The sequence below is a fragment of the Pseudomonas syringae group sp. J254-4 genome (genome assembly GCF_032586855.1).
GTDB lineage: Bacteria > Pseudomonadota > Gammaproteobacteria > Pseudomonadales > Pseudomonadaceae > Aquipseudomonas > Aquipseudomonas amygdali.
Window position 1 is genome coordinate 59440 of the sequence record NZ_JAWHOO010000030.1, and the last position, 14288, is coordinate 73727.

General features: G+C 60.7%; 14 protein-coding genes. 10 read left to right on the plus strand and 4 right to left on the minus strand.

The genetic code is table 11. The features are described from left to right. Nucleotides 1-5: 5 nt before the first annotated feature. The 4 genes from RYB09_RS24980 (at nt 6) to rarD (ending at nt 3844) form a co-directional block, all read left to right on the plus strand. Nucleotides 6-920: an ABC transporter substrate-binding protein gene (locus tag RYB09_RS24980; protein ID WP_058400938.1), complete on the plus strand. Its 915-nt coding sequence runs from the start codon at nt 6-8 to the stop codon at nt 918-920. Next, complete coding sequence (locus tag RYB09_RS24985; RefSeq protein WP_058400937.1) at nt 917-2128, plus strand: MFS transporter; 1212 nt, start codon at nt 917-919, stop codon at nt 2126-2128. Before RYB09_RS24980 ends, RYB09_RS24985 begins: the two co-directional genes overlap by 4 nt. 6 nt (nt 2129-2134) lie before the next feature. Further along, a complete protein-coding gene (locus RYB09_RS24990) occupies nt 2135-2782 on the plus strand; it encodes an HAD-IA family hydrolase (RefSeq protein WP_316890665.1) in 648 nt (215 codons plus the stop codon). A gap of 177 nt (nt 2783-2959) precedes the next feature. Next, on the plus strand, nt 2960-3844 hold the full coding sequence (gene rarD, locus RYB09_RS24995; protein WP_058400935.1) for an EamA family transporter RarD: 885 nt from the start codon (nt 2960-2962) through the stop codon (nt 3842-3844). A gap of 3 nt (nt 3845-3847) precedes the next feature. Here rarD and zapE read toward each other — a convergent pair whose 3' ends face one another. Both zapE and RYB09_RS25005 read right to left on the minus strand, forming a co-directional pair. Further along, nucleotides 3848-4963 (minus strand): cell division protein ZapE, encoded by a 1116-nt coding sequence (gene zapE, locus RYB09_RS25000; protein ID WP_316890667.1) that lies wholly within the window; start codon nt 4961-4963, stop codon nt 3848-3850. Nucleotides 4964-5013: 50 nt separating this feature from the next. Beyond that, the gene (locus RYB09_RS25005; protein ID WP_058400933.1) at nt 5014-6459 is read right to left on the minus strand and encodes a SulP family inorganic anion transporter; all 1446 of its coding nucleotides are present in this window, start codon (nt 6457-6459) and stop codon (nt 5014-5016) included. On the opposite strand from RYB09_RS25005, the gene RYB09_RS25010 reads away from it, so the two are divergent. Beyond that, nucleotides 6458-6604, plus strand: coding sequence for a hypothetical protein (locus RYB09_RS25010; protein ID WP_005744526.1), 147 nt, complete (start codon nt 6458-6460; stop codon nt 6602-6604). The genes RYB09_RS25005 and RYB09_RS25010 overlap by 2 nt on opposite strands. Then, nucleotides 6604-7761 (plus strand): class C beta-lactamase, encoded by a 1158-nt coding sequence (gene ampC / locus RYB09_RS25015; RefSeq protein WP_316890670.1) that lies wholly within the window; start codon nt 6604-6606, stop codon nt 7759-7761. Before RYB09_RS25010 ends, ampC begins: the two co-directional genes overlap by 1 nt. Here the strand turns inward: ampC and ada are convergent. Both ada and RYB09_RS25025 read right to left on the minus strand, forming a co-directional pair. Next, nucleotides 7750-8856 carry a bifunctional DNA-binding transcriptional regulator/O6-methylguanine-DNA methyltransferase Ada gene (ada, locus tag RYB09_RS25020; RefSeq protein WP_316890672.1) on the minus strand — a complete coding sequence of 369 codons (1107 nt, stop codon included), beginning with the start codon at nt 8854-8856 and terminating at the stop codon, nt 7750-7752. The two genes, ampC and ada, sit on opposite strands and share 12 nt — an antisense overlap. A gap of 70 nt (nt 8857-8926) precedes the next feature. After that, nucleotides 8927-9541 (minus strand): DNA-3-methyladenine glycosylase family protein, encoded by a 615-nt coding sequence (locus tag RYB09_RS25025; RefSeq protein WP_122259462.1) that lies wholly within the window; start codon nt 9539-9541, stop codon nt 8927-8929. 313 nt (nt 9542-9854) lie between these two features. Here RYB09_RS25025 and efeU point away from each other — a divergent pair, with 313 nt between their 5' ends. From efeU to efeO (RYB09_RS25045), 4 genes are read left to right on the plus strand one after another with little or no spacing between them, the layout of a single operon-like run. After that, complete coding sequence (efeU, locus tag RYB09_RS25030; RefSeq protein WP_044323083.1) at nt 9855-10709, plus strand: iron uptake transporter permease EfeU; 855 nt, start codon at nt 9855-9857, stop codon at nt 10707-10709. Nucleotides 10710-10717: 8 nt separating this feature from the next. Further along, nucleotides 10718-11929: an iron uptake system protein EfeO gene (efeO, locus tag RYB09_RS25035; RefSeq protein WP_219169555.1), complete on the plus strand. Its 1212-nt coding sequence runs from the start codon at nt 10718-10720 to the stop codon at nt 11927-11929. A gap of 24 nt (nt 11930-11953) precedes the next feature. Further along, nucleotides 11954-13276, plus strand: a complete 1323-nt coding sequence (gene efeB / locus RYB09_RS25040) for an iron uptake transporter deferrochelatase/peroxidase subunit (protein ID WP_219169557.1) — start codon at nt 11954-11956, stop codon at nt 13274-13276. A 29-nt stretch (nt 13277-13305) separates the two neighbouring features. After that, nucleotides 13306-14130 carry an iron uptake system protein EfeO gene (efeO, locus tag RYB09_RS25045; RefSeq protein ID WP_003370329.1) on the plus strand — a complete coding sequence of 275 codons (825 nt, stop codon included), beginning with the start codon at nt 13306-13308 and terminating at the stop codon, nt 14128-14130. The last annotated feature ends 158 nt before the right edge of the window (nt 14131-14288 follow it).

The following is a 14288-nucleotide window of genomic DNA, read 5'->3' on the forward strand; positions in this document are numbered from 1 at the left end:
CTGACATGGATGAACTTATCGCTATCAGCTCGATGGAAAATGCCGAACTGGCCGAGTTCGTGGCAGGCATCAGCGAGCATATCGGGGTGCCCGTGCGCCTCTCTCGCTGGTCCACATCAGAGCTGATCGACCGCGTGAGCAACGGCACGGCGGGCGACTGGGACCTGTTGTTGGGAACTGCGGCCACCGCCTTGCTTGATCCCGCACTGAACTCACAGCTGCTGATTCTTGACGCGCTTGACTGCTCGACCTTGCCTGCACAGGCGATTGCCGCTGACCGGCGCTGGTTCAGCCCTTCAGGCTTCGTGCCGGCCTTTTGCTTTGATCCTGAAGTGCTCGCCACACACGGCCTCACGCCCCCACTCTCCTGGGAGGCGCTCTGCGCGCCAGAGTGGGCGCAGCGCATTGCCCTGCCAGATCCGGGCCGCTCAGGTGCAGGCTATCTGCACCTGAGCGCGTTGCTGGAAGCGTATGGCGAGGGGGCCTGGGGCATGCTGGCTCAAGTGGCACAATTGCGACCTTCGATCAGCGGTTCTTCCACAGCGCCGATAGACGCCGTGACCGAAGGCCGTGCATACGTCGGCGTTACGGTTTCCACGGCGGCCACTCGCGCAGCAGCGCAGCACAGCTCCTTGCGCTGGTGCGTCCCCGATGACGCACGTCGTTACGAGTTCGAAGTGTTCGGCTGCCGCGCCGGTTCGCAACGTGCGAAACAGGCGGTACAGGCGCTTGGCTGGATGCTTTCGCCGGACGCTGCTGCAATCAGCCGACACTACGGCAAGGTGGTGGTCGGCGGCGTGTCCAGCGATACCCTGGCGACCGTCGATCTCAAGGCGCTGAATGCAATCGAGGCCAGCCATGCCAAGGTCGCCCGTTGTGCACGCTGGCATTCACTGTTCGACACAAAGGCGGGCCTATGACCGACATGGCCCACACGCCCTCGTCGTCTGCGCCAGCAGGATCGGAGCGGCGGCCCTGGTCGATTTACCTGATGTTCGGCCTGTTCGGGGCTCAGCAAGGCATGCTCGGGCCGCTGATGCCGTTTCTGCGTGCCGAATTCGATCTTGATCTGCGCTGGACCGGCCTGCATTTTGCCGCCTATGCGCTGGGGCTGGTACTGATCGGAATTCCGTATCGCTGGCTGGAAAGCCGGGCACTGCCCATCGGCACCGGACGTATCGCCATCGGTTCGATTGTGCTGGCCAGCGGGCTGTTTTCGATCGCCAGCGGTTTACCCATGACCCTGCCCGGCAGCGTACTGATGGGGTTTTCTGGAGGTCTGGTGATGGCCGTCGGACAGGCCATGCTCGGCAAACTTTATGGCCAGCAGGCTGCCGCGAAACTGGTGGAAGCCCACATCGTGGCAGGCCTCTGTGTGCTGGGCGGCGCGCTGCTGGTGGGCGCAGCGACGGCTATCGGACTGTCGTGGCGCATGGCTCCGCTGCTGATCAGCGCATGGGCATTGATCATGTTTTGCGCGCCGCAGACGATCCATCGGGCCATGCCCGGCCAAGCCGGGTCGTCGCCAATGGCCGATACCCTGCGCCCACAGCGTCTGGTTCGGCTCAGCCTGTGGGCACTGGTGATTCTGGGCATCTCGGCGGAATGGGGTGTGGGGTTCTGGGGCGCGGAATACATCAAGACCCACGTACAGACCAGCGCGTCGGTCGCCGCTACACTGATGAGCCTTTACTTTGCCGGCACCGTCTGCGGGCGGTTGGTCAGCAGCTATGCGCTGCGCCGGGTTTCCCCCTTTACATTGCTGACCGTGGTGATACTGAGCGCCATTGCTACACTGCTGGTGCTGTCGTTGATCGAAGGGGTGGTCGGCACTGCGATCCTCACGTTCGTGCTCGGTGCCTGTCTGGGCAACTTCTTTCCGCTGATCCTGGGATCCGCCATGCGCGTTGCGCCCCACGCAAGCTCCGCGCTCAGCACGCAAGCGTCACAAGCGGTCGGCGTGGCGCTCCTGCTGGCACCGTTTCTGCTCGGGCTGCTGTCCGAACGAATCGGAGTCGAAGCTGCCTTCAGCCTGTTGATCGTCTACCCCCTTCTCATGTTGCCGTGGGTACCTGCCCTGCGTGGCGTCTGGTCTGTCGGCAACCCTACCGAACCTTCAAAGGAGTAAGAACCAATGGCTCTTTGCGCGCTGTTGTTCGATCTGGACGGAACCCTTATCGATACCGATGAACTGCATTTGAACGCCTATAACCAGTTGCTGGCCCGCTGGGACCGTTCGATGGACATCGGCTACTACAAGGCCCACGTCATGGGCTTTCCGGATGACATGATTTTTGGCGGTCTGTTTCCCGATATTCCTGCGGCGCAATACGCTGGTCTGGCAGCGGAAAAAGAGGCAATGTTTCGCGCTCAACTGGGTGAAACGACTCCCGTGGCGGGCGTGCTGCGTATCCTTGACCACGCTCGGCAAAGCGGCCTGCGCACGGCGGTGGTCACCAATGCTCCACGCGAAAATGCCATGGCCATGCTGACCGGGCTGGGCATTGTCGACCGCTTCGAAATCATTGTGATCGGCGGCGAGCTGGAGCGCGGCAAACCGCATCCCATGCCTTACCTCACAGCTCTGGAGTTGCTGGGCGTGACGGCCGACCAGGCGCTTGCTTTCGAGGACTCGCTGGCGGGAGTGCAATCGGCGAGCGCCGCCGGGATTCATACCTTCGGCATGCTGTCGGGGCTTGACGAAGCTCAGCTTCGGGCGGCCGGAGCCAAAAGCGTTATCCGCGACTTCAACGACGATGCACTCTGGAATACGCTGAAATAATCCTGCTGATGCATCTCTGACCTGTCAGGTGCCGGGACATACCACGGTGTGCCCGTTGCCTGAGCAAAATTGCGCCTGCAAACCCGAGCTTTTTCCTCACCTGCACACTAAACTGGCCTCCGTTCGCACCAGACCGGTGCGCAAGCCCATGCCCGAGCATCCGCAAAAGAGGCCATTGTGTACAAAGGTGTCGCGCTGTCAGTCCTGGCCTCCGTGCTGTTCGGGGTCATGTATTTCTATACCTCGCTGATGTCGCCCCTCGACGGTGAAGAGATATTCGGCTGGCGCATGCTGCTGACAGTGCCTTGCGCGACGCTGTTCATGTGGGTCAGCGGCGACTGGACGCGGGTCCGTGAACTGGCGGGGCGGCTCAGGCGGCAGCCGCTGCTGATAGCCGGGCTGCTGCTGTCCTCGCTGTTGCTGGGCGCGCAGTTGCTGATCTTCATGTGGGCACCGCTGCACGGACGCAGCCTGGAGGTGTCGCTGGGTTATTTCCTGCTGCCGCTGAGCATGATTCTTACCGGCCGCATCGTGTACGGCGAACACCTCTCGTATCTGCAAAAGGTCGCGGCGGTATTTGCCATGATCGGTGTCGGCCATGAGCTATGGCGGCTGGGCAGCTTTTCGTGGGAGACGCTATTGGTCGCGGGCGGTTATCCGCTGTACTTCGTGCTGCGACGCAAGCTCAAGACCGACCACCTCGGCGGGCTCTGGTTCGACATGCTGCTGATGCTGCCCATCGGCCTGTGGTTTATCGCCAACGGTCATCCGCAAGCCATCCAGCAGGCACCGCTGCTGTACCTGCTGATTCCCGTGCTCGGGGTCATCAGTGCCTCGGCACTGGTCAGTTACATCGTTGCCAGCCGTTTGCTGCCGTTCAGCCTGTTCGGCTTGCTCAGTTATGTCGAACCGGTGCTGCTGGTAGGCGTCGCCCTGTTGCTGGGCGAGAGCATCGGCCGCGATGAATGGCTGACTTACCTGCCAATCTGGCTGGCCGTCGTGGTGCTGATGATCGAAGGTGCCAAACACATGCTGGCCCAGCGCCGTCGGGATGCAGCTTGAGGCTCAGGACTCGGTGAAACGCTCCAGTTGCATTTCCTGAAGCCGACTCAGGGTGCGCCGAAAGGCAAACGACAGATAACCCTGAGTGTACAGTTCGTCCATTGGCACCGGCGCTTCGACATACAGCGGAATGCGCCGGTCGTAACATTCGTCCACCAGCGCAATGAAACGTCGCACGCCATCGTCGTTGGGCGATAACTGCGGCAGCTCGCGGTCGCCTGCCGTCACCTGCTCCACGCCATCCTCGGTGCCACGGGCAATCTTTGCCTCGCGCTGGGCGGCGCTGAGGGGCGGCACTTCGCTGAGCAGAATCACCGAGAAACGATCACACAACGCGATAAAATCCATCGCCGCCAGCGGTTGTTCACACAGGTCACGATAGCGGCACCACACTGCCGTATCGGAATGCTGAACCACATTGATGCTGCGATAGCCGAGCATGACCTGCGAGTCGTGAACCGGCTGGCCAGCGCTCAGCGCTTCGAATATCCCCTTCAATGCACTTGGCTGACCTGCCTGTGCAACCCAGTAACGCTGGTGCAACTGTCCGGGGTGCAGGCGATGATCCTCGCCGCCGTCGACCGCCACCACATTCATGTATTTCAGGATCGCGGCGACCGCTGGCAGGAAGCGCTCACGATTGTGGCCGTGGCTGTACAACTTTTCCGGTGGCTGATTGGACGTACAGACCAGCACTACGCCTTCTTCGAACATCACCTGCAGCAGCCCGCCGAGAATCACTGCGTCGCCGATATCAGTCACGAACAACTCATCGAAACACATCACCCGCACTTCCCGCGCCAGCTCTTTGGCGACCACGGTCAGCGGCTGAGGCGTGCCCATCAGCTCGAACATGCGCTTGTGCACCCAGCGCATGAAGTGATGAAAATGCTGACGCCGGGCCGGGACGCTCAGGCTTTCGAAAAAGCGGTCCATCAACCAGGTCTTGCCGCGCCCGACCGGCCCCCACAAATAGACGCCCTGTGTCCGACCACGAGCATCGGTCAGGGCCTGATAGCACGCCTGCAACTGTCGGGCAGCCTGCAACTGCGCCTGATCAGGCTGAAAACCACGCTGGACGGCACGTTCGTAGGCTTGCAGCGGGGAGACGGCATCCATCAGGCACACACCTTCGGTATCAGAGAAAAGACATACGGCCTAAACGCGGCTCATGCGTGCTGCACGCCGGCGCGCTTGAGCAGCCGCTTGCAGCGCTCGGACAGGTGCACCACGCGCAAATGCTTGCCCGCTTTGGCATAGCGCTCGCGCAAGGTCTTGAGCGCAGCAATGGCCGAGTAATCGACGAAACTCAGGTGGCGGCAGTCCAGTGTCACCTGTGCCGGGTCATCGGCCGGGTTGAACTGGTCGAGAAACGGCGTGGTCGAGGCGAAGAACAGCGTGCCGTGCAGGTGGTAGACCTTGCTGCCGTCGGCCTCTACATGGCTGTCTGCATACAGCTCGCGGGCCTGCTGCCAGGCAAAGTTGATCGCCGCGATGATGATGCCGAACAGCACCGCAGTGGCCAGGTCGGTAAGCACCGTGACCACGGTCACGGCAATGATCGCCAACACGTCATTGACCGGCACCTTGCGCAGCACACGCAACGAGGCCCAGGCGAAAGTCTGCTGAGCGACCACGAACATCACCCCGACCAGCGCCGCCAATGGAATGCGCTCGATCAGCGGCGACAGAAACAGCACGAACATCAGGATCATCAAACCCGCCACCACGCCCGACACACGACCGCGGCCGCCGGAACTGAGGTTGATCACCGTCTGGCCGATCATCGCGCAACCGCCCATGCCGCCGAAGGCACCGGACACCACGTTGGCAGCACCCAGTGCCACGCACTCGCGATCCGGATAACCACGGGTTTCGGTGATCTCGTCGGTCAGGTTCAGGGTCAGCAGGGTTTCCAGCAGACCGACCAGCGCCATCAGGATGGCGTACGGGGCGATGATGCGCAGGGTGTCCAGGCTCCACGGAATGTCCGGCATGGCAAATACCGGCAGGCCACCGGCAATGTGCGCCATGTCGCCCAGGGTGCGGGTCGGCAGGCCGAGCAGGTAGACCGCCAGCCCGACGCTCAGAATCGCCACCAGCGCAGGCGGTGCAACACGAGTCAGGCGCGGCAACAGATAGACAATCGCCATGGTCAGCGCCACCAGACCGAGCATCACGTACAGCGGCGTACCGCTGAGCCATGACTCACCAACCTTGAAGTGCTCCAATTGCGCCATCGCAATCACAATCGCCAGGCCGTTGACGAAGCCCAGCATCACCGGATAAGGCACCAGCCGCACCAGCTTGCCGAGCCGCAGCAGCCCGAACAGGATCATGATCAAACCGCCCAACAGCACGGTCGCCAGCAAATACTGCACGCCGTGCTGCACCACTAGCGCGACGATCACCACCGCCATCGAACCGGCCGCACCGGAGACCATGCCCGGACGCCCGCCGAACAGGGCCGTCAGCGTACAAATGATGAACGCGCCGTAGAGCCCCATCAGCGGGTTGAGATGGGCCACCAGTGCAAAGGCAATGCACTCGGGCACCAAGGCAAAGGATGTCGTGAGCCCGGCCAGGACTTCGGCGCGTATACGGATTGATTTCATGGGTTACCTGAACCGCGCCCCGTGGAGGAAGCGCAAAAAAGGAGGCATATTACGCAAACCCGCCGCCACCGACCACCGCAGCAAGGCTTCAAAACAGCGTTCTTCGATGATCGGCGGCGACCCAAAACAACAAGGAATCATGTGATGCCATGGAATAAGACACTGTTATGCGCGGCGCTTGTGCTGAACGCTTCCCTTGCCTGCGCTCAAGACCCGGCACCTGACCTTGATGCCGTTGTGCAGCAAGCGGCGCAGCAGGTGATGCAGAAAAACAACATTGCAGGCATGTCCATCGCCGTCACCCGCAACGGTACACAACAGTTCTATAACTACGGCGTCGCCTCAAAAACAACCGGCCAGCCGGTGTCCAGCGATACGTTGTTCGAACTGGGCTCGATCAGCAAAACCTTCACTGCCACACTGGCCACCTGGGCGCAGGCCAATGGGCAGTTGTCGCTGAACAACAGCATCGACACCTACCTGCCGCAATTGAATGACACACGTCTGGGCAAAATACCGGTCTTTCACCTCGGCACCCACACAGCAGGCGGTTTCCCCCTTCAAGTGCCCGACAAGGTGCAGAACACTCGCCAATTGATGGACTATTTCAAGGCCTGGCAGCCCGACTACCTGCCCGGCACCCACCGCACCTATGCCAACCCCAGTGTGGGCCTGCTCGGTATGGTTGCGTCGCGCAGCATGAAGCTGCCGTATGAAAAAGCCCTCCAGCAGCGCCTGTTTCCGGCGCTGAACCTGAGCAACACCTACGTGACCGTGCCCGACGAAAAGCAGGCGTTTTATGCACAGGGCTACAACAAACTCGACGAACCGGTCAGGGTTAACCCAGGTCCTCTGGCGAGTGAAGCCTACGGCGTGAAATCGAGTGCTCGGGACATGATCCGTTTTGTCGAGGCAAACCTTGGGCCTGGTCAATACGACGCGCCGCTGCAACGCGCGCTCAGCGACACACGGATCAGCTATTTCAAAGTCGGCGGCATGACTCAGGACCTGATCTGGGAGCAGTATCCGATGCCGGTTGGCTTGGCGCAGCTGCTTGAAGGCAACACCAGTGCCATGCTGAACACGCTCAAAACCGAAGTGATCGAGCCGCCGCAGGCAGCGCAATCTGCGGTCTGGGTCAACAAGACCGGATCAACCAACGGTTTCGGTGGCTATGTCGCGTTCATACCGGAAAAACAGCTCGGCATCGTGATCCTGGCCAACAAGAACTATCCGAATGAAGAACGGGTAAGGCTGGCCTACCGGATTCTCGGCGAGTCAGGGTGCTGTTCAAAGCCCTGAAAGAAGCCCTGTTCCCTCGGCAGCTTCGATTTCAAGCAGCTTGCGCTTGCGCTCGACACCCCAGCGATAGCCGGATAACGCCCCGTCGCTGCGCACGACCCGATGGCAGGGAATGGCAACTGCCAGCGTGTTGGCGCCGCACGCATTCGCCACTGCGCGAACCGCGCTGGGCATACCGATACGTGTGGCGATATCGGTGTAGGTTGCGGTCGATCCGGCAGGTATATCCCTGAGCGCCTGCCATACCCGCTCCTGAAAAACCGTGCCGCGGATGTCCAGCGGCAGCGCGAGGCCGGTCGCAGGCGACTCGACAAAGCCCACGACCCGGGCGACCAGTTGTTCAAACTCTTCATCCCCGCCGATCAGATTGGCATTGGGGTACTGATCCTGAAACTTTTCGACCAGAACATTGGGGTCGTCTCCGAGCGAAATGGCGCAGATACCCTTGGGACTTCTGGCCACCAGAATCGAGCCCAGCGAGCTTTCACCCAGTGCAAACCTGATATCGACATTGGTCCCGCCTGCGCGGTATTCAGAAGGTTTCATGCCCAGCATTTTCTGCGAAGCCTCATAGAATCGACTGTTGGAGTTGAAGCCTGCTTCATACAGCGCACTGGTGATGGTCACATCGTGGGAAAGCTGGACTTTCACTCGCGAGCGCAAGGAAGCGACGCTGTAGGCTTTGGGCGTCAACCCGGTGAGCTTCTTGAAAGTGCGGTGAAAATGAAAACTGCTCATCCCGACCTTCTCCGCAAGCGCAGCGAGATTGGGCATCGAGTCGCAGGCGTCTATCAGCCTGCAGGCTTCGGAAACGGCCGAAGCATGCTTGAGGTCCACGCTTTGCTGATCACTGCCAGTGCGCCGCGATGGGCGAAACCCGGCAGCTTCAGCCTCGCTTGCCGAAGAAAAGAACACGACGTTTTCCGGCTTTGGGAGTTTGCTCGGGCTGCCGGGTTTGCAGTAGATGCCGGTTGTCAGCACACCGTAGACGAAGTCAGCGCCCGCACCGGAACGACGATTGAGCAGGACCTCCCAGCGCGGATCCTCTTCGGTTCGTGGCGCGCGCGTTTTCAACGTGCCTTTCATGTTTTCCATGCTGATGGCCTGTCTTGAGTTTCGATGAGCCTATCCCTGCCGCAACACACAGGCACTCCGAGTCTTGCTTTCAAATTCGAGATAAGTCGATGTCGCTGAAGTTGGCCGGTACTCGCCACAAATACCAGGCGGCAATCGTCCTGTAAGGGCCGAACCGTTCGCCAATTCTGGCCATTTCCCTATGACCCGGCTTGAGTTCGAGAGCATACAGCCGTCGATAGCCTTCGCACACGCCATAGTCGCTGGCGGGCATCACGTCCATCTGACCGAGACCGTAAATGAGCATCATCTCGACCGTCCAGCGACCTACGCCCGGCAACTGGATGAGGCGCTCGACAAGCGCTTCATTGCTCATGGCCAATGCAGCGCTGACATCGGGGACAAGACCGTCGACCCGTGCCGCGGCAATGGCTTTGATCGCACGGCACTTGGACGCCGAGAAACCGCAGGAGCGCAGTGTCTGCTCATCCAGCTCGACCAATGCCTGCGCGGCCGGAAAAGCCGCGTCTGGAAACAGGGCGCGCAGCCTCATGACCATAGCGTCACCCGCTTTGGCATGCAGTTGCTGATAGGCGACGGCCTTGATCAGCGCCTGGAATGGGTCCTGCGCAGCCGTGACGGGATGCAGACAGGGGCCGACGTGATTGATCAGTGACTCCCATCGACTGTCGATGGCCTTGAGCATTTCGACCGCCTCTGCATGTGCAACAGCGTTCGCGTCAATTGGCTGTGCGCACTCGCTGCCAGGTGCGTCTGATTCTGATGACATCGTGTTTTCCCAAATAGAAATGGGCAGGTCAGGCCACCCAGTGGCCGCCCCCGGTATTTACTACGCTCAAGCCAGCCCAGCTGAACCTGACCTGAACAACCTGCCAAAACCGGGATGCAGATAAAAAACAACTACCCGCATTCAAGAATGAGTATCATTATGTTACGCAGTGTTTCCGGCTTATGGCTCGCTGAAGCACGTTCACCCTACAGTTTTGACCCGGTGAGATATGCTCGTTCCGTTTTTGATCATGCTGCGCGAAGGCATCGAAGCCGCGCTGATTGTTGGCATTATCGCCAGTTACCTGAAGCAGACCGGCCGCGGCGAGTGGATGCCTGCGGTGTGGATCGGCGTGTTCCTCGCTGCGGCGCTGTCGCTGTTCGTCGGTGGCGGGCTTGAGTTAATGAGCGCCGAGTTTCCGCAGAAGCAACAGGAGTTGTTCGAAGGCATTGTCGGCCTGATCGCCGTGGGCATTTTAAGCTCGATGGTGTTCTGGATGCGCAAGGTTGCCCGCTCGATCAAGCACGCGTTGCACGAATCTCTGGACGCTGCCCTCACCGGCTCGAAAAACCAGACCTACGCGCTGATCGCCATGGTGTTTTTCGCCGTGGCCCGCGAAGGGCTGGAGACCGTATTCTTTCTGCTCGCGGTGTTCCAGCAGAGCGAAGGCTCGGGCGCACCGCTGGGTGCCCTGCTCGGCCTGTTGCTGGCCGTAGGCTTCGGCGTAGCCATTTACAGCGGCAGCATGCGCCTGAACCTGGGCCTGTTTTTCCGTTGGACCGGGTTGTTCATTCTGGTGGTAGCCGCGGGCATTCTCGCCAATTCCGTTCAGGCTTTGCATGAAGCCGGGATCTGGAATCATCTGCAGGAAGTGGTCTTCGACATCAGCGCACTGTTGCCGATGGATGGGCCTGCCGGCTCGGTACTGGCCGGCATGTTCGGTTACCAGGACGCTCCGACCGTCAGCACCTTGAGCGTCTACCTGATTTACCTGATCGGGGCGCTGCTGCTGTTCTTCATGCCGCACACCCCGGCGTCCGGCAAGACCCTACAGCCGAAAACATCTTCTGTGACGAACGAATAAGGGCACCCATGTCTATCCGTACCCCAGGGCCTTCCGAGAACGCCCGGCCGCCCCGTGTCCTGCAATTGGCTGTCGCCGGTTCGGTGATCCTGATGATTGCCGCTGGCGGGCTGTTCTATTACGCCTCGCAGGTCGCTGCAAAAAAGCGTGCAGCCAATGCCGGCACTGAAACCGTGGTCAATATTCACGCTCGCAACTGTGAGCCGAATGTGCTGACAGTGGCGGCGGGCAAGAATGCCTTCCGCATCGTCAACCGCTCGGAACGCGCCGTCGAATGGGAAATTCTCGATGGCGTGCTGGTGGTTGAAGAGCGGGAAAACATTGCGCCGGGCTTGAGCCAGGTGATCAATGCCAATCTGGCGCCCGGCGATTACGCGATCACCTGCGGCCTGCTCAGTAACCCGCGTGGCACCTTGCACGTCACCCCGACCGCCGAGTCAGATGCAAAAGCCAAGGCACGCCCGTCGATGACCGCGTTCATCGGTCCTCTTTCCGAATACCGGGTGTACCTGAGCCTGCAAGGTTCGGCACTGATCAAGGCCGTGACGGCTCTGCAACAGGCCATTGACGCTGGCGACCTGAGCGCCGCGCAGGCGGCCTACCTGCCCGCCCGCACCGCGTATCAGCGTATTGCTCCGGCTGCTCAGCGCCTCTCGGAACTGGACAACGCCATCAACGCCCGCGCCGATTACTACGAGAAGCGTGAACAGGATCCGGGCTTTACCGGCTTCCATCGCATTGAATACGCATTGTTCGATCAGCACAGCGTCGAGGGCCTGTCGCCCGTCGCGCAGCGCCTGCAAACCGATGTCACTCAGCTCAAACAGCAGTTGATGGCGCAATCGCTGGCCCCCGAACAACTGGCCGCCATCGCCACCCGCACGATGCGCAGCCTGGCTGACGTACGCAGCAACGGCGAAGAAGAACGCTACAGCCACAGCGACCTTAACGGCTTTGCTGCCAATCTGGACGGCACCCGCAAAATCGTCGATCTGCTGCGTCCGTTGCTGACCCGCAGCGCTGCCGATCTGCTGCAGAAGATCGATGCGGCCATGGCTGATCTGGACACCACACTTGATGCGTTGAGCACCACTGAGGGAGGCATGCGCCCCTATGACCAGATGGACGAGACGCAGCGCAAGCAGATCGCTGCCAAGGCTGGCGCACTGGCTGACGCACTCAACGGCATCGACGCGGCACTTGGCCTTTCTGACCTCTGATTCACTGGAGCACAGCACACTACGATGAAAAACCCAGACAACAGTCCAGAAGCCACTAACGCCCCCGCTTCAATACAGCGTCGCCGTGTCCTGATGGGTCTAGGTGCTGCCGGTGCCGCGCTGGCTGGTAGCAGCCTGAGCGGCAACGTACTGGCCGCAACGCCGGCGCAAGTCACCGAAGCACCGAACAGTGAAAAGACCCAGGACCACAACGACTTTCATGGCCTGCATCAGACCGGCATCGTCAACCCGCGTCCGGCCGCAGGCATGCTGGTCGCGTTCGACGTGCTGGCTGCCGACCGCGAAGACCTCGAGCGCCTGTTCCGCACGCTCAATGAGCGCATCGCGTTCCTGATGACCGGCGGCCCGGTGCCGGAGATCGACCCGAAACTGCCACCGCCTGATTCCGGCATTCTTGGCCCTGTGGTCACCCCGGATAACCTGACCATTACCGTGTCGGTAGGCGAATCGCTGTTCGATGAGCGCTTTGGCCTGACCCCGGTCAAACCCAAACGCCTGATCCGCATGACCGGCTTCCCCAACGACGCGCTGGATCCGGCCAGTTGCCACGGCGACCTGAGCATCCAGTTCTGCGCCAACACCGCCGACAGCAACATTCACGCCCTGCGCGACATCGTCAAGAACCTGCCTGACCTGTTGCTGGTGCGCTGGAAACAGGAAGGCACCGTGCCGCCCCAGGCACCGAAGAAGCCTGGCCAGCCGCCGGAAAGCGCGCGTAATTTCCTCGGTTTCCGGGATGGCTCGGCAAACCCGGATTCCAACAATCAGAAGACCATGAACGAGCTGGTCTGGGTGCAGCCCGGCAGCGATGAGCCAGCGTGGGCCGCCAATGGCAGCTATCAGGCCGTGCGGATCATCCGTAACTTCGTGGAACGCTGGGACCGTACGCCTTTGCAGGAGCAGGAATCGATTTTCGGCCGCAGCAAAAGCACCGGTGCGCCTATGGACGGCAAGGTCGAGACCGATGTGCCCAACTATGCCGCAGACCCGGAAGGCAAGAAAACCCGACTGGATTCGCACATCCGCCTGGCCAACCCGCGTACCGCCGAAAGCCAGCGCAACCTGATCCTGCGCCGCCCGTTCAATTACTCCAACGGGGTGAACAAGAACGGTCAGCTGGACATGGGCCTGCTGTTCATCTGCTATCAGGCTGACTTGGAAAAAGGCTTCATCACCGTTCAGAGCCGCCTCAACGGCGAGCCGCTGGAGGAATACCTCAAACCGGTCGGTGGTGGCTACTTCTTCACCCTGCCGGGGGTAACCGGTGACCAGGATTTCATCGGCCGCTCGCTGCTGGCAGCGGCGTCGTCCACTAAAACTGCATGACCTACCCACTCCAGACCCGGAAGACACCCATGAAAAAGACGCCCCTGGCTTTGCTCTTGACCCTTGGCCTGCTCCAGACGCCACTGGCTGCCTTTGCCGCCACCGCGCCGCTGGACCTGGTAGGTCCGGTTTCGGACTACAAGATTTACGTGACCGAAAACATCGAAGAACTGGTCAGCCACACCCAGAAGTTCACCGATGCCGTGAAGAAGGGCGACATCGCGACGGCCAAAAAGCTGTATGCCCCTACCCGCGTGTACTACGAGTCGGTAGAGCCGATTGCCGAACTGTTCAGTGACCTGGATGCGTCCATCGACTCACGCGTCGACGACCACGAGCAAGGCGTTACGGCAGAAGACTTCACCGGTTTCCATCGTCTGGAGTACGCGCTGTTCTCGCAGAACACCACCAAGGACCAGGGCCCTATCGCCGACAAGCTGTTGAGCGACGTCAAGGACCTGGAAAAGCGCGTAGCCGACCTGACCTTCCCGCCTGAAAAAGTAGTCGGTGGCGCAGCAGCCTTGCTGGAAGAAGTAGCGGCGACCAAGATCTCCGGCGAAGAAGACCGTTACAGCCACACCGACCTGTATGACTTCCAGGGCAACATCGACGGCGCGAAGAAAATCGTCGACCTGTTCCGCCCGCAGATCGAGCAGCAGGACAAAGCCTTCTCCAGCAAAGTCGACAAGAACTTCGCCACCGTGGACAAGATTCTGGCCAAGTACAAGACCAAGGACGGTGGCTTTGAAACCTACGACAAAGTCAAAGAGAACGACCGCAAGGCCCTGGTCGGCCCGGTCAACACCCTGGCCGAAGACCTCTCGACCCTGCGCGGCAAACTGGGTCTGAATTGATCCGAAGCGCCGCGCCTGTTCAAGGAGCGGCTCTTTGCCGTGCCAGTGGTTACTGCACCTGAAAGCGCTTTTTACCGCGACGGCACTGACGACGCAGAGTGCGACCTTAGTGACGGCTGAGTCCTGGCGCTGATCCGGGGGTAGCCTGGCAGGACGCC